Genomic DNA, 16102 nt, shown 5'->3' with positions numbered 1-16102 from the left:
TTTACAACCCTCCCCGCTCGCTCAGATATATGCCTAACCCGGACAACGTAGGATACCATCTGGATTCATGAATGGTTAATCGCATCCTTCTCGATGTGACCTGTGGGAAACAGCAAATTCGTTTATACCCCACCACCGTCCCCATGTAGAACGCCTCCCAACCCCCATCTGCCCTCTGTGACTCCAGTGTAAAACGCTCAATCCGTTGGCCTATCTCGATATGTTCCATCAGCACCACCCGGTCAAACGTCGTTTCCTCCTGCAAATCCAGCTCGATCCAAGCCTGCTCCGTTCCTTCACGAGGACACCAATACGTATCCCGTCGTTCCGTCAGCACCTCCGATACGACATGTTGTTCATCCATCGTCTCCGATGCTGTTACCAGCGCCTGCAAGGCCAAATTTTCCTGGAAAATAGCACGAAGCGAATCTCCCAATTCCTGTAGTCGCTCAACATCCCATTCGTGAATGAGACCACGCGTATCCGGTGGCAGATTGAGCAAAAAGGTGGCATTTCCCCCTACTGCACCGTAATAGACGGCGAGCAGTTCTTCCAATGTTTTGACCTGATCATCCTCACTGGCATGATAAAACCATCCCGGACGAATTGAGGTATTCACCTCGGCAGGGTACCAGATCAATTGCTCACCTTGGGAACGAATGACCTCTCGGCTTCCCAAATCACGGTCCTGCGTATTAATCCTTGTGGCAAACTCACCATCATCCACCTGCTGCGATTGCTCCTGAATCTTCTCATTATCCTGCATATGCGCGGGCACAATGCTCCATTCCGATTCCCGCGTATGCCCCGCCTCATTGCCGCACCAGCGAACGTCCAGTCCACATACCGAGATGACAGCTTCGGGCTGAAGTTCACGAATAAGCGCGTAATACGCATCCCAGTCGTAGATCTGTCTTTTGCCATTCGGCCCTTCTCCACACGCGCCATCGAACCATACACAGAAGATATCGCCATAATTCGTAAGCAGCTCACGTAACTGATGGAGGAAAAACTCGTTATACCTCTCGGAATCTCCATAAGTGGCTTCATGCCGATCCCAAGGAGACAGGTACACGCCAAACTTCAATCCACCCTCACGGCAGGCATCAGCGACTTCCCGAACCAAATCCCCCGCACCATTCCTCCATGGACTGGCCGCGACCGTGTGGGCTGTAAACTGGCTTGGCCACAAACAAAATCCATCATGATGCTTACATGTCAAAATCAGCCCCTTCATCCCGGCAGCCTTGCACGCCTGCACCCATTGCGCTGCGCTCAGTTCAGAAGGATTGAAGATCGACGGGTCTTCCTCTCCAGTACCCCATTCCCGATCCGTGAATGTATTTACCGTAAAATGAATAAACCCGTAAAACTCCATCTCCTGCCATCTCAACTGGCGTTCGGATGGGCGGATCTGCGCTGCGGTTGTAATCCATTCGGCTGATTGCAGTTCATGATTCATGGTGTTATCCCTCCTTTTATTTCGTGCATTCCTATGTCACTGGACCACCCTTGCTTTTTGGACCGTTACGGATTGCACTACTGTCCATGAATGGCTGTGATGCATGCAATAACTGCTGCTTGGCTTGAGAGATAAGCTGCGAATCTGCGGGATGGTCAAAGCTTCCTTCACGGCGTACACCTGATCCCATATGGATCTCCGTGATACCCGTCTGACTCACTAGCGTTTCAATTCCCTCTATGGTGACCCCAGACCCTGCCATGACAGCGATGTTCAAGGTTTGCCCCAGTTCCTGAAGCTGTTTCAGTTCCAGTATGGCTTCAGGCGCTGTCCGTTTCCCTCCCGATGTAAGCACACGCTCCACGTTGCCCATTGTGTTAATGGCCTTGAGTGCCTCAGTCAGGCTTGCGCTCACATCAATTGCACGATGAAACGTAACGCCCAAACCCTGAGCTTCCGCCATACATGATTGCAAGGATAGAAGGTCCACTTCACCCTCTCCCGAGAGGGCTCCGATCACGATGCCAGCGGCTCCAAGTTCCCTCGCCACCCGAATATCACGGGTCATGGCGTGGATGTCATCTGCGCTATAGCGGAACGAGCGGCTGTGGGGACGGATCATGACATACACCGGAATGGATACCTGGGACACGACATGCTCCATAACGCCATAACTTGGAGTAAGCCCCCCTTCAGACATCGCAGACACCAGCTCAATCCGATCGGCCCCTCCCTCCTCAGCTGCCTTGGCATCTTCCACATCCACAGCAATGACTTCCAATACAGGCTGTCTTTCCATAAGGATCGCTCCCTTCACTTCATTGAAAATTAATCCAGCGTAATAAGGTGCTCATCAGCAGGCATGAAGTCGTAAGTAGATACTTCCGAAAGTATAATCCTGTGTTCTCACCCGACCCTCGCACCGTTAACCCGTATCGTTACCCATCACTCGAACTGCACACAGCCTGATCCATGACATAAAGGACCGACTGAACGCTTCATCAGCGCTCCTGCGGTCCTTCTTCATCATTATTTGGCGACGGTCAGCTTCGCAATCTGCAAAGGCTGACCTTCCTGAAAGATATATTGTTTGTCGGCAATGATCTTCATGAATGGGTTCTCCTTTGGGATCGGAATGGGCTAGCAAATAGAGAGTGCAACGAACATAAATACTTTACCTTTTTTAATTATGTTATTTTTGTTATTTACAATGTTATTATTTATTAGCAATAGTCTAAAACGTTAGGATCAGTACGTCAATACAAAAAAGACACCCGGAGGGTGTCTTCATGTCTTGGATAACCTTCTGGTTATCCGAGCTTTTTCTATTTTCTACGCCGAGCCTTCGTCATTCGATTAAACATAATCAGTGCAGCAATAATCATGGCTATCATGGCAATATTACTCGCCACTTCTTGTGATAGTCCGAAAAGAACTCCCAGGTTAGTCACCAGGCCTCTTACAATCAGCGCCACCACAACCAGCAGGATTGGACTCAAAAAATTATAATTTCTCATTCCTCGCAACACCCCTGACCCCATTGTTCAGAACTACGAATCTCATAACACTATCATAACAGTAGCTATTCCGTGTTACAACAAAGGACACCCGCGTACAGTGTCCTTTGTCATATACCAACGTATTCTGCTTTGGATGACAGAGCACCTTTCGATTGCTCTTATCACCTGATATTTCCGATTACCTTCTACACCTGTTTGAATTCGATCCAGTCAATCTGGAGGCCTGGTTTCGTGAAGTCCAGTTTCAATTCATACAGTCCTGCTTCAAGGTCTACTTTGACAAGCTTCTGTCTGATCCATTTACCTTCCGTACCATTCGTTTGAATGGTGGTTACCAACTGGTCATTCAGGAGCAGGTTACATGCACTTTGAGCAAGTTCCGGCTCAGGGGACATGATCTGTACGATAATCCGATAATGGCCGGCCTCGCTCACTTTCATATGGACGGGTTCAGCTACCGCAGGTTTCACCTGTGCGTTCTCGACCAGCGCCTGAGCTTGTGCAGAAGATAGAGATGCATTCGCTTGGAACGAAGCGACGTTCTCTACGATCTCGTGCTTTCTGCCGGACACCGGTGCATTCATGATGAACTTGCAGATGTTGATCGCCGAGCGTTGCAGCTCTCCGCGAGTCAATGTTCCATTTTCCAAGGATTCAATCGTGTTGTCATCCCAACCATTGATCTCTGCGCCGTAGTTCGGTACAACCATGTAGAGATCATTCTGCGCCCGAATCATCCAGTTCGTGTATTTGCGATCCGCTTCTCCACCTTCGGTCACATCGTTCATAATGGCCCACCAGTCGGTCATGACGATACCCTCAAAATTCCACTCGCCGCGTAAAATTGTGGTATTCAGGTCGTAGTTCGATGCCGCCCAGTGTCCGTTAATCGGGTTGTAGGAGGTCATGATGGAGTTCGCTCCGCCTTCTTTTACAGCGATTTCGAACCCTTTCAGGTAAATTTCACGCAGTGCACGTTCGGAGACAACAGCATCCACTTTACTGCGGTCTTTCTCCTGGTTGTTGCAGGCAAAGTGTTTCAGTGTGGCATTGGAACCACCCTTCATAATACCTTTCGTACATGCTGCGGCAAATACACCCGAGATCAGTGGATCTTCGGAGAAGTATTCAAAGTTCCGGCCATTGAGCGGGCTCCGGCGGATATTGAGTCCAGGTCCGAGCAGGGTATCTACCTGATTTCTCAGTAATTCCTGCCCTTCCATCACATACAACTCTTCAACAAGATCCTTGTTCCATGTCGCCGCAAGCAACGTACCAATGGATACCTGTGTTGCCTTCTCGCCACTATCCATACGAATACCCGACGGGCCATCTGCCGTACATGCTACCGGAATACCGTAATTAAACAGGCTGTCGCTGACACCACCAAATGCAGATGCCGTCCCCGAAGTAACGAGCGGACTGCTCATGCCTTCGCCACGGACAATCGCCGCCAGATCCTGATCACTCAGTTGAGCGATGAAGGTTTCCAGACTCACTTTGCCAGCTTTAACGTCACTCAGCTTGTGCCCCTGATTCCCCGTCTGCTCCAGCGTTTGCGGGAGATTCTGCTCAATCCGGTTCGCCATGGATATCTTACGTTTCGGCACTTCTGCATAAGTCAGTTCATAAGATCCATCTTCCTTGCGCGCACCTGGTTTCATCCGTGTAAAATCTTCCGTTGGAGCCATCGCTTCTTGCAGTTGCTCCACCAATTGAAGAGATTCAATAATATAGCCATCCTGGCCATCAATGCTGATATGCTGCACTTGTTTCACACTGGTTCCTACATGCAGTCGGTATGTGCCTTCTTCCAGAACGTATGCGGAAGCATAGCCCGTAACACCTGCATCATCGTAAGATGCCATGGCATGGATCGGGAAGCTGATCGTCAGAATTTCTGACTCGCCCGGCTGCAACAATCCTGTTTTGCCAAAAGCCACCAAAGCCTTCACCGGTTGTCCCAGTTTGCCTTGTGGGGCTTCATAATAGACTTGCACAACCTCTTTGCCCGCATATGTTGTACCTGAGTTGGTCACATTGACACGAACTTCAATGTAGGTTTCGCCGTCTTTGGACACAGATTTCGCTTCTTCATGCTGAGCCAAGAACGTCGTATAAGACAGGCCGTAACCGAATTCAAACTGAACACGCTCAGGTCGAAACGTTTCGAAATAACGATAACCTACATAGATATCTTCCTGATACAGGTTCTTGAACTCATTGCCGTAGTTGCTTGTCGAAGGATAATCCTCGATGGAATATGCAATCGTATCTGTCAGTTTACCGCTTGGTGTAACGTCTCCCGCCAGCACATCAGCAATCGCGTTGCCACCTTCCATACCGCCATGCCAGGAGTAAATTACACCTTGAATCGGATGTAGATACGTTTCGTTTAACCAGCTCATGTCGATGATATTCGAGACATTCAACACAACGATAGTGTGTTCAAACTGCGCAGTGACTTGCTTCAGCATCGCTTTTTCATCTTCTGTCAGTTGGTAACTTCCTGGCGCATCCGCATTATCCTGATCTTCTCCTGCTGTACGTCCAATCACGATAATGGCTTTGCTAGATTTGCTTCTAGCCTGTGCAACCAGGTCATCCGTCAAAGGCATTTCTTTCTGATTCCATGGCTCGGCCGCCCATACTTTTCCGCCATCATCAAATGGATTCTCTTCAATCCACTTCTCATAGACAGCTGCCAGTTCTTCATTCACCGTTATATTCTTTTTGCTGCGCAGACCATCGAGCAGATTCGTTGTGTAGGCTACATGGACACTACCGCCTGAACCCGTGCCGCTCCGATAATAATTGACTTGAATCCGTCCAAAAACTGAAACGTTTTCGTTTTCACGAAGTGGAAGCACTTGGCCTTCATTTCTGACTAAAACGGCTCCTTCTGCGGCAACCGTACGACTAAACTCTGCAAACCCTTCCAATGGAACTCCAATTTGATGTGTGCTCAATGATTTCCCTCCTGATTGTCATCCCCATATCTACGAACGAATAAGACCATTCCATATGATCTGGTAGATTCACTTGTACATAGTCTCATATTAACAGATTCTATAGAAGAAATTAAATTAGATTTGTGCATTATTTATATTATTAAAAAATGTCCACGATTAGTGGCATAACAAAAAGCCACGGACACCTGTTGTCCGTGACTTTTCTTCATTTTAATACACTATATCAAGTCGTAAGTTTCGCATACACAAGGAAGAATAACATGTCTTCGCCCATGATGACATAACCCGGAACCTGGTAAACCAGATCCACAAGGACAAATGCCACCAGTAGCCCTACCATGAACGCCAGATGGCGCGGACCCAGTCGCAGATGTGCGTGTCTGTAACGATGGAACACAAGTGAGGTCGACAAGAAATACAGTAGCGCCGATCCAAACACAAAACCTAGCATGAATACATAGTTTAACTGATTCTGATATAACAGCTGAATTGAAGCAGCGATCATACTCATGGAGATGTAGATGAACAGATGTCCGTATATGATCGCTTGCCCGGCAGTCTGAATCTCTTTGCTGACCTTTTTCTCCACGTTGTCGAAGTACTGCCACCATATCGCAATGACAAAGATGGACGTAAATGCGGCAAACAGGATGGATTTCATATCCCAATGATCGGCTTGCAACACGGCAATAATACTAACTACCGATTCACCTAGCAGGATAAGTGTAAATAACGCGAAACGTTCCAACAAATGATGAGTCTGAACCGGTACTTTCACCAGATTTTTGCGTCCAATCAACGGAAGTACGATGTCCACAGCAATTCCCGCATACAAGATCAAGTAGCGAAGCCAGGAATCGAAAAACAATGAGCCCGATGAGATCAATATTCCAATGAGGAAACAGATGCCCAAGTACCGGGCGGCTTTCTGCTGATGCTCGCTTTTCGACTTGTGAACCGTCAGATACTGAATGGCCGTAAACGCCCGTGAACCGATATATCCGATGAAGAAGGACAGGTAGTACTGGTCAAAATGGGTAGAGAGGCTCGCCGTCATGACCATAACGGACAGAAGCTGAAGGATGAGGAATATTCGATGGATCAGAATATCTTGACCATAGCGGTTAATAAACAAGGTCTGACCAACCCATGCCCACCAAACAGGGATGAAAATAAGCACAAACTTCATTAAGTATTCAAACGTAATTACTCCGTGTTCGGCATGTAACAAGACATGACCCGCTTTGGAGACCGCTGCTACGAAGAGCAGATCGTAAAACAGCTCCAGCCAGGTAACCTTTTTTTCCATCATCCTTCGTTGCCCCTTAGATTTTATAGTAATAGAACTCTTATTATTTCGCAGTTGTAGCAGGTTCGAGTGTTCTTACCACGATTGGTTGCAGATTGTCCTCAATTTGAGGGCGGTATTTCTCAAACCACTCTGGCAGCATCAATTTTTGTCCGAGCGAATCAGCAGGTTCATCTTTGGCAAAGCCCGGAGGATCGGTAGCAATCTCGAACAGAATGCCGCCAGCTTCTCTGAAGTAAATTGCGTTAAAGTACTGACGATCCCGAACTGGAGTCGGTTGGTACCCGTAATCACGTACAGCTTCACTCCACTGTGCATGTTCCACGTCATCTGTGGCGCGCCATGCAATATGATGCACCGTTCCAGCTCCACCCATGCCCAGAGGTATACGGGTTACCGGAACATCCACAACATTACCGATGTCTCCACTCGACCGGAAACGGGCATACTCTTCATTTTCACCCACTTTGACAAATCCCAAAATTTTCTCAAGCGCATCCATCGTTCTCTGCGGGTTTACACTGAACAGGACAGCACCGCCAAAGCCTTTAATCGCTTGATCTGTTGGAATTCCTTCGTGAGCCCAAGTGCTGGTTGCTCCCTCTTCCCGTTCCACAAGCTCAAGCCGCAAGCCTTCGCTATCTTCGAATTGAAGCAGCTCTTCATTGAAGCGACTTGTTTTGGTTACCTCAATGTTATACTGTTCCAGCCGATTCTGCCAGAAGCCAATCGACCCAGGAGGAATGACATAGGAAGTGATGCCGACCTGACCTCCGCCAATTTTCCCCCGTGGTGATCCAGCGGATGGGAAGAAGGTAATGATGGTACCTGGGCTTCCGTGCTCATCGCCAAAATACAGATGATATACATCAGGTGCATCGAAATTGATTGTTTTTTTCACCAGACGAAGTCCCAGAACTCCGGCATAAAAATCAACGTTGGCCTGTGGATCTCCTGCGAAAGCTGTAATATGGTGAATACCTGCTGTTTGAATAGTCATGATTAATTCCTCCTTGGTTTGGTAAGCATGTTTTGGATTTGATAGGTGTTTACAAAATTCAGTAACGTGATTTATATAAATTTGTTTTATCTTTAAATTAAGATATATGGTCTGGCGAATTATATTCTAGTTGTTGTTTTGATTGGCTTGTTCTTGTTTCAATTTATCAGGAGTCACGTCATCGCCGTTCGGATCATAGATGGTTGCATTCAAGAGAATGTCGTTGACCGAACCGCGAAAAGTTTGCAGATATTCCTGGCGAAGATTAACCCGTTCCTCTTTCTCCATCTCCGTCAATCCGCCCTCTTTAGCTTTTCTTGCAAGTTCATTAATTCTGGTCAATGTTGGGATCATCATCTTGATCGCTCCTCATGTAATGGATTAAAGATATTTGTTTGTTGTTGTTATTTATATTCAAATTAAATATCTTAAATTAAAGATAAATGATTTGTGATCGGTTGTCAACTGTTTTATCAAAACTAAAATAAATGAACTACCTCCCTGCTCTTAACCCTGTTGCTATAACTATGATTCCAAACAAAAAAGGGCTAGCTCCGCAGTAACTTTACTTCCTACGGACCTAACCCTACATGTATTTATTTTATTAGCCTAGCTTTTGACCACAGTTCGGACAGAAGTTGGCTCCTTCATTTTTGGCTCCACAGTTCGGACAGAAGTTAGGCTTCTTGTTGCCCTCTGTAGATGAGGAGTTACCTGAATCACCGTTGCTATTGCCCGCTGGTTTCTGGTCGGCATTCTGATTCTGAGACGAATTGGCATTGTTGTTGTTCTGGTTTTGGCCTTGGTTCTGGTTCATGTTTTTCATCATTTCATTGGCCATGTTCATACCCATCATCATGCCCGCCATATCCGAAGCTGCGCCGCCGCCCTGTACTTTACCAGATGAGATGCCGTCTGTCATGCTGACCTGCTGATACTTTTGCAGATTACCAATCATCTCGTGCGAAGCGGTCTTTGTAATCATATCCTGAATCTCTTTTGGATAGTTGAAGCTCATCACTTGGAAACCGGTAATCCCAATTCCGATGTCCATCATCTGCATATCCAGATCTTCCTGAATCCCCTTGGCAATATCCGATGCATTGGCCTGCAGGTTGAACATATCCTTCCCTTCGCGGCTAATCCACTTCATTAGAAGCTGATCCAGCACGGAAGTGATTCGGATTTTGACATCCTCCACCAGATAACTCTGCTTGATGCCTGCAATCTTATCAATCAGGGTCACATAGTCACTTACTTTAAAATTAAATGTACCGTTGGCCCGAATCGGCATCCCGCCCGGGAGTTGTGGTGTCGGAATCAATACCGGGCTTTGCGTGCCCCAGCGCACGGTGAACTCTTTGGTATTTACAAACAAGACTTCGACCCGCATGCCGCTGTTGAATCCAAATTTGAATCCTTTTAATGTAGAAAGGAATGGAATGATCTCGGAATCGATATTAAATGATCCTTCGTCCTCGAAAATCCCTTCCACTTTACCGTTATTCAGGAAAATGGCGTCCTGACCAGAACGGATGATAAGTTTACTCCCCTTCTTGATCTCCCGGTTGCTCCATTTCCAAAATATCATGTCATCTCTGAACTCTTCCCATTCCACCACATTCGAAAATTGATTTTTGAAAAATCCCATATTCGTTTCCATCCCTTCTATTTAACGTACTCCGATTATTCCTTTATTAAAACGACCCTCTACTCCCACTGTGTGAATGACCGCCTCGCGATGTACCTCCACCGCCGCCTCCGCCTCCATTGTTATTGTTCTTCTCAATTTTGCGCTTGGTTACGGTCGTACGGATATAACGATCCTGCCGATCAATTACACTGGAATTACTTGAATCCTCATAAGTCGCACGATTGACCGTGACACGCCCCCCGGAACGATAGGTCATCATGCCAACAACAATACCGCCCAGTACTACCGATACTCCCAACTGAAACCAGCCGTTGAACAAAATATTGTTCGGATTCACACCCGGTTCGTACCCCATATATTTGTAAGAGAGCTCAATATATTTCTCAAATGCGAGTTTATAGTCCCCACTGGATAACTCAGAGGTAATCCGGTTACGGATAGAATCCAGTCGCTGATCACTCAGGTATTCTTTTGCCTTATAAAATCCCGCCAGATACACTTCTCGATTATTCATATCCATCGTTAAAATGACAGCATTGCCAAATTTCTTGTCGTACCCTAGCTCCTGCTTATCATAAAAATCTTCAGTTAAGAGCACGATATCCTGATTCTCAGCATTATTTGTTGTCAAAATAACAAAGTCCGTCTGCCGTTCCGCGCCATACTGATTCGCAAGTGCATTCAGCTCAACTTTATCCTGCTCACTCAGCAGGTTGGCTTCATCGTAGATGAGATTTTTGTTCTCCGCTGCGGATGCCGAAGACATGGGAATCAACGGAGCAACAAGGGTGATCATAAGTAAAATGAGCGTAGCCATCACGACGACCAGAGGAGTTCTTTTTCTCATAAGAATCCACCTCCCATCATCCAGGAGACCAGCTTCAGTGACAGCAACGAGACGGCAGATACTCCTGCGAACCATCCGGCCACTTTGGCTTTGCTGATCGGCGGTTTGCCGACCACTTTCCCTGTCTGACCATTCATGGCAAAGGTATACTGTGCCCGATTGTAGTCATAGTTGACCATCCACACCGGGAGCAGCACATAGTCTGCATTTTTGAGCGTGGTATCAATCTGTTTGTCCGTGTAGCTCACGCTGGTATATCCGGATACAGTTGATGCAATATAAGAATCAATGTAAGACCTCGTTTTATCCTTGGCCCGTGGAAAAAGTTCCTCATCTGTATAACTGTATTTTTCCGCAATGTACCCCGCCAGATACGGGGTCTTGAACAATTTCAGCTGGTTATATGGAAAAGGCTCCAGCTTATCCATCAGTTCATCCTTCATTTTCTCCGATGCATCGATGGGCAGATTCACGTAATTCAGCCGAATCCGGCGGTATATATCGAAATGCTGTGTTTCCGTGTAATGGTAGTCACCCTGGGTGTAGGATCTGACCTTGGTGCCACGGCCATGCACTTCGATCTTGTTATGTAGCTCATACAACCAGAACGGTACGTACATGCCGGTAATGCTCTGAATCCGATCGGCGGACATGAAACCACTTGGCGTTAAGAGGCCATTTTTGCACCACTTTTTGAAAGCCTGTTTGGCTTGATCCTTGTTGATCGAAAAGGGAATCACCATCGCGGGGGCCAGATTGCCCGTCAGCCGATCACTGAGTACAACCGCTGCACCGCAGAAACTGCATGTCGTCGCACTGGTCTCCGGCTCCGTGACAATGTCAGCTCCGCAGCTGTTACAGTGGTATTCTTTGACCTCATTTTCGGTGAATACTTGTCTCTTCAAGGGATCGGGGATCTGCTCTATGTTGTCCTGGCGACCGCAGCTGGGACAGGATAATGCACCTGACACACTGTCAAAGATCATGCCACTGCCGCAGTTTGGACATTTATATTCAATAACCGGCATCTGCTCACCTCAATGTTAACGAAATATGATTCTTTTCTGTCCTCTACGTTGTAGTGTGCAAGTTAAACTCACTTCTTCAACTTCTCCTGAATCGCTGCGAGTTCTTCCTCTGCACTTGGCGACGCATTCTCATTATTACCCGCATCTGCGTTCATGTCCCTCTCCAACTGGGCAATTAATTCGTCCAAATCATCTTCCTGTGCCCCAGCGCGGAGTTCTGCCAAAGCCTCTGCTTCATTTAACGCCTGGTTCGCCTTGTCTTCCATGGCCTTCAATGCAGCATCAGCTCTGCCCGTAGATGCATTCCGTTCATTGGCCTGTTGCTGCGCCTTCGCATCTGCCATGCGACCTTTCAGCTCTGCATGCCGTGCTTCCAGTTGTCCCAGATCTGCAACCAATTTATCATTCATATGCTTCATCATCTTGGCTTTGGCTGAAGCCCGTTCATAGGCAGCCTGTAATTCGTTCAATTTGTCAGCCAGCTTCACTTTCTTCTCCAGAAAATTACGTGCCTTGTCTTCGTCTCCCGACTCCGCCGATTTCTCTGCGTACCGCTGTAACTTCTTGACCTCGGCGCTGCACTCATCCAGTGCTCGCTTCGCCCGGCTCTCGTCCGACAACACCGCCGTCGTCTCGGCCTTCACCTGACCCAGATCACTGCTCAGGTTGCGCATATACTCATTCACGCTCTTCTCCGGGTCTTCCGCTCGCGACAGCATGTGGTTCACATTGGCCTTCATCACGTCTCTAAACCTCGATAAGATTCCCATTACGTGTTCCTCCTCCGAAAAGTTCATATGTATACTATAATACATGAATACGCCCACATACGTTTCACATTTCACGATTGCAACTGGTGTCCATACGATCCAAAGTCAGATAGTAATGGAGTAATAAAAGAAAAGACGAACACCTATAGTGTCGCCTTATAACCCTGTATAAACACAAAAAACTTAAGTACTAACCCTTTGCCCGAATCATCATCCCAACCTAATCTATGGCTCAACCGGAAGGCTCTCCACCGCGGTGAAAAACACATCCAACAGCTCAACATTGTACACTGTGCGAATGTATTCTTCGATCTGGGTTAACTCTTCTTCCCGTTGATATTCCAGACATGGACGGCCCTCACTCCACAACACCCTGCACGAGAACTTTGCGACAATATCCTTAATGATGTGATCCGGCTCAGCTACTTTATGAATGTCTCCCATATAAAACTCCTCATTTCTCTATACTTAGCGTGTGCAATGATCCATTAATTTTGAAATAGTTAAGGATTCGATTCAGTGCACTTCATCACATTTCTCTTGGTGAGTTAAGCCATATCCATAGCCATTTTGCAGACATTACAGTGTTGATTCCCCCCATAGGTGCCATTCCTTCGCAAGTTGGCTATAATAAGGGGATCAAAGTTTTCGATAAAGGCAGGAAAATTATGCGTACACGAGTTCACTTTATTGCTCCCTACGAATCGATGATTCCTATTATACAAGAGTGCATTCCCCGTTTTCCCCAGTTAACCATTCAGACAGACGTGGGCGACTTGGCGAAAGGCGTGGAGCTAGCAACCCAAGCTGAGAAAAATGGGGCAGAGATTATCATTAGCCGCGGCGGTACCGCCCAATTGATTAAAAAAGCAGTCACCATTCCCGTCATTGATGTGCAGTTATCGGGTTATGATATGATTCGTTCACTTACCCTGGCAAGCCAGTTTAACGGTCAGACAGCGATTGTTGGTTTCTCCAACATCACCTCTGGTGCACAATCGATTATTGATCTGATGGATCTGCCTCTCAAGGTCTATACCATACATAGCTCGGAAGATGTGGCACGATTGCTCCTGGAGTTGAAAGCTTCCGGGTACCGCCAGATTGTCGGGGATGTGATCACCGTCAACACCGCGAAGACCTATGGTCTGGAGGGATTGTTAATCCAGTCCGGTCAGGAATCCATCCTTAGAGCGATGGCAGATGCGCAGTTGGTCTACCGTTATTTGAGCAAAAATCATGCGATATCGATCATACTGAATGACCTGGTTACACGGGAACATCCGAATTTGCTTATTTTAAATGAACGGAATGAAGTCGTATTCGAGAACCTAACCGACTTTGAGAACAATCCGCTGACCGAAAATCACATGTATCTGACCAACACGAGTCTGGAATTCCACCAATCCCAGGTCCAAAACGTGTTCATGGTGGACGATTACCAGCTCACGGTTAACGCCTATGAAACGACCCTGGACAACAAGAACTACAAGGTATACATGCTGGAAAAAGGACAACCCTATGCCTTTGCACAATCCGGCATAACAACGTTCACGGACGCATCGATGGAGCCTATCGTTGCCGAATCCCCTGCCATGCAGGCGGTATTAAAGAACATTCGGGCACTTTACGAGAATCATGAACCGATCTTTCTGCTGGGTGAAGCGGATTCCGGTAAATCTTTTCTAGTCAAACATATTCATCAGATGTACTCTGCCGGCGGACTGTTATTACAGATCGATCTCTCACAAGTGCCTTCCGGTCATTTGCACAAGATTCCACTCGCCAAGGTTCGAAATGTAGAGATTAACCACATGGAGACACGTATGGAAGATCCGGAGTTGCTCTCCTTTATCCAGAGCTGCCTTCATAACCGGATTGGGGTGTTTATACTCGGGGAGCAGGCATTGAACCCACATTGGTCACTCGATCTGGAGCTTAATACAATCATGATGCCAAATCTTGCGGATAGACCAGAAGATCTGGCTCCACTGATGCAGCATTTTCTTACGGGATACTACCAGAAGTACGGAACTACTGCGGTTAGAATAAAAGAAGATGCACTGCAGCTGATCCAAGAACAGATCACACATATGAATGTCAACCAACTGAAACATCTGATCAAGCAAGCTGCACTCAATGAGCAGGAGTATGTCATCTCCACCGCTACCTTATCCCGCTTGCTGAATCAGCAATCTTCTTCAAGTCCAATGAAGTTGAACGGTACGCTGAAGGAGATCGAGAAGGAAGTAATTCAGATCGTGCTTCAGGAGGAAAATAACAATCAATCGAAGGCTGCGGAGCGTCTGGGGATTAACCGGGCCACATTATGGCGTAAACTTAAAGATTAACTTTAAGTTTGCGTCTTTTTTATCGTCTTGTTGTGTTGCATTTTTAAACACTTTATTACTTATTTAAAATTTACAATAATTTATTGTTGCTATATTAAACAATATGGGATAATATAATCCCTGCAAGCGCTTCATAAAAACGATTACTTCATAAGGAGCTACTACTATGAACATTAAAGCAACTTTAGATCGCATCCCTGGCGGTATGATGGTCGTTCCCCTGTTACTTGGTGCAACCATTAATACATTTTTCCCGAATGCCCTGCGCATTGGCGGATTCACGGAAGCCCTCTTCGTTAACAGTGCCAGTACGTTGATTGCGCTGTTCCTGTTAATTGCGGGTACACAGATTACGTTCAAAACGGCAGGTTCATCTGTCGGCAAAGGTTTAACCTTGCTTACGTTCAAATGGGTGATTGGTGCAGGCCTTGGTTTTATCGCTATTTTGTTTGCAGATTCAAGCGGTTTATTCCTGGGTCTGGCCCCACTTGCCATTATCGCTGCAATGACCAACTCTAACGGTGGTCTGTACATCGCACTCGCTGGTCAATACGGTAAAGAAGATGACAAGGCAGCTTACCCGTTCCTCGCGCTTAGCGATGGTCCGTTCCTGACCATGGTAGCGCTCTCGATCTTTGGTGCAATGGGCTTTGCGAACGGCATGTTCTCCCCGATGGCATTCGTTGCTGTATTGCTTCCACTCATCGTTGGTGTCATTATTGGTAATCTGGACCGTAATCTGGGGGATTGGCTGTACAAAGGCAGTGACAAACTTGTTCCGTTCTTTGCATTCTCCCTGGGTATGGGAATCAATTTCTCCTCCATCATCCAAGGTGGTCTAGGTGGCATTCTGCTTGGTGTTCTGACCGTGCTTCTCACAGGCGGAATCGGATACCTGTTGTTCAAAGCCATTGGCTGGAACCCCATCGTTGGTGCATCCGAAGGTTCAACAGCCGGGAATGCGGTAGGTACACCTGCTGCCATCGTGGCTGCTAATGCTTCATTTGGCCCGATTGCGGAGATTGCTACTGTGCAAATTGCGGCGAGCGTTGTAACGACAGCTATCCTGTTGCCAATCTTCATCGGTTTCCTCTCCAAACGACTGGAGAAATCAGGTGGCGTCGAGAAATACAATCAACGACCAACCACATAAATGGTTATAACCTGATCCGATATGCTTAATCTGTGT

General features: G+C 47.0%; 14 protein-coding genes. 2 read left to right on the top strand and 12 right to left on the bottom strand.

Annotated elements, in window-relative coordinates:
- Position 1: 1 nt before the first annotated feature.
- The 12 genes from ACETMN_RS01240 to ACETMN_RS01185 form a co-directional block, all read right to left on the bottom strand.
- Complete coding sequence (locus tag ACETMN_RS01240; protein WP_091012092.1) at positions 2-1462, bottom strand: alpha-L-fucosidase; 1461 nt, start codon at positions 1460-1462, stop codon at positions 2-4.
- Positions 1463-1493: 31 nt separating this feature from the next.
- A complete protein-coding gene (locus ACETMN_RS01235; RefSeq protein ID WP_411735657.1) occupies positions 1494-2261 on the bottom strand; it encodes a copper homeostasis protein CutC in 768 nt (255 codons plus the stop codon).
- A 526-nt stretch (positions 2262-2787) separates the two neighbouring features.
- Positions 2788-2961, bottom strand: a complete 174-nt coding sequence (locus ACETMN_RS01230) for a hypothetical protein (RefSeq protein WP_244661153.1) — start codon at positions 2959-2961, stop codon at positions 2788-2790.
- A gap of 206 nt (positions 2962-3167) precedes the next feature.
- Positions 3168-5951 (bottom strand): glycoside hydrolase family 3 C-terminal domain-containing protein, encoded by a 2784-nt coding sequence (locus tag ACETMN_RS01225; protein WP_411735656.1) that lies wholly within the window; start codon positions 5949-5951, stop codon positions 3168-3170.
- Between the two features lie 226 nt (positions 5952-6177).
- On the bottom strand, positions 6178-7266 hold the full coding sequence (locus tag ACETMN_RS01220; protein ID WP_091012087.1) for a low temperature requirement protein A: 1089 nt from the start codon (positions 7264-7266) through the stop codon (positions 6178-6180).
- 40 nt (positions 7267-7306) lie between these two features.
- Positions 7307-8263 carry a ring-cleaving dioxygenase gene (locus ACETMN_RS01215; protein ID WP_091012084.1) on the bottom strand — a complete coding sequence of 319 codons (957 nt, stop codon included), beginning with the start codon at positions 8261-8263 and terminating at the stop codon, positions 7307-7309.
- Between the two features lie 126 nt (positions 8264-8389).
- On the bottom strand, positions 8390-8617 hold the full coding sequence (locus ACETMN_RS01210) for a DUF896 domain-containing protein (protein WP_091012171.1): 228 nt from the start codon (positions 8615-8617) through the stop codon (positions 8390-8392).
- A 250-nt stretch (positions 8618-8867) separates the two neighbouring features.
- Entirely contained in the window at positions 8868-9914 is a 1047-nt protein-coding gene (locus tag ACETMN_RS01205; protein ID WP_091012083.1) for an SPFH domain-containing protein, read from the bottom strand.
- 46 nt (positions 9915-9960) lie between these two features.
- On the bottom strand, positions 9961-10764 hold the full coding sequence (locus ACETMN_RS01200; RefSeq protein ID WP_091012081.1) for a TPM domain-containing protein: 804 nt from the start codon (positions 10762-10764) through the stop codon (positions 9961-9963).
- Positions 10761-11792: a hypothetical protein gene (locus ACETMN_RS01195; protein WP_036616300.1), complete on the bottom strand. Its 1032-nt coding sequence runs from the start codon at positions 11790-11792 to the stop codon at positions 10761-10763. Before ACETMN_RS01195 ends, ACETMN_RS01200 begins: the two co-directional genes overlap by 4 nt.
- Positions 11793-11860: 68 nt before the next feature.
- Positions 11861-12562 carry a PspA/IM30 family protein gene (locus ACETMN_RS01190; protein ID WP_091012079.1) on the bottom strand — a complete coding sequence of 234 codons (702 nt, stop codon included), beginning with the start codon at positions 12560-12562 and terminating at the stop codon, positions 11861-11863.
- Positions 12563-12787: 225 nt separating this feature from the next.
- Positions 12788-13006, bottom strand: coding sequence for a hypothetical protein (locus ACETMN_RS01185; RefSeq protein WP_091012077.1), 219 nt, complete (start codon positions 13004-13006; stop codon positions 12788-12790).
- Between the two features lie 224 nt (positions 13007-13230).
- Here ACETMN_RS01185 and ACETMN_RS01180 point away from each other — a divergent pair, with 224 nt between their 5' ends.
- Positions 13231-14913, top strand: coding sequence for a PrpR N-terminal domain-containing protein (locus ACETMN_RS01180; protein ID WP_411735655.1), 1683 nt, complete (start codon positions 13231-13233; stop codon positions 14911-14913).
- A 166-nt stretch (positions 14914-15079) separates the two neighbouring features.
- Positions 15080-16066 carry a 2-keto-3-deoxygluconate permease gene (locus ACETMN_RS01175; RefSeq protein WP_210110264.1) on the top strand — a complete coding sequence of 329 codons (987 nt, stop codon included), beginning with the start codon at positions 15080-15082 and terminating at the stop codon, positions 16064-16066.
- Positions 16067-16102 lie beyond the last annotated feature (36 nt).

It is taken from the genome of Paenibacillus sp. M2 (assembly GCF_046713495.1).
Lineage (GTDB): Bacteria > Bacillota > Bacilli > Paenibacillales > Paenibacillaceae > Paenibacillus > Paenibacillus amylolyticus_B.
The sequence above is the reverse complement of the archived record's forward strand: the minus strand, read 5'-3'. Positions and strand labels throughout refer to the sequence as shown.

Coding starts and splice junctions, on each gene's coding strand:
- ACETMN_RS01240 (WP_091012092.1), bottom strand. CDS start 1,462: ATGAATCATGAACTGCAATCAGCCGAATGGATTACAACCGCAGCGCAG.
- ACETMN_RS01235 (WP_411735657.1), bottom strand. CDS start 2,261: ATGGAAAGACAGCCTGTATTGGAAGTCATTGCTGTGGATGTGGAAGAT.
- ACETMN_RS01220 (WP_091012087.1), bottom strand. CDS start 7,266: ATGATGGAAAAAAAGGTTACCTGGCTGGAGCTGTTTTACGATCTGCTC.
- ACETMN_RS01215 (WP_091012084.1), bottom strand. CDS start 8,263: ATGACTATTCAAACAGCAGGTATTCACCATATTACAGCTTTCGCAGGA.
- ACETMN_RS01210 (WP_091012171.1), bottom strand. CDS start 8,617: ATGATCCCAACATTGACCAGAATTAATGAACTTGCAAGAAAAGCTAAA.
- ACETMN_RS01205 (WP_091012083.1), bottom strand. CDS start 9,914: ATGGGATTTTTCAAAAATCAATTTTCGAATGTGGTGGAATGGGAAGAG.
- ACETMN_RS01200 (WP_091012081.1), bottom strand. CDS start 10,764: ATGAGAAAAAGAACTCCTCTGGTCGTCGTGATGGCTACGCTCATTTTA.
- ACETMN_RS01195 (WP_036616300.1), bottom strand. CDS start 11,792: ATGCCGGTTATTGAATATAAATGTCCAAACTGCGGCAGTGGCATGATC.
- ACETMN_RS01190 (WP_091012079.1), bottom strand. CDS start 12,562: ATGGGAATCTTATCGAGGTTTAGAGACGTGATGAAGGCCAATGTGAAC.
- ACETMN_RS01185 (WP_091012077.1), bottom strand. CDS start 13,006: ATGGGAGACATTCATAAAGTAGCTGAGCCGGATCACATCATTAAGGAT.
- ACETMN_RS01180 (WP_411735655.1), top strand. CDS start 13,231: ATGCGTACACGAGTTCACTTTATTGCTCCCTACGAATCGATGATTCCT.
- ACETMN_RS01175 (WP_210110264.1), top strand. CDS start 15,080: ATGAACATTAAAGCAACTTTAGATCGCATCCCTGGCGGTATGATGGTC.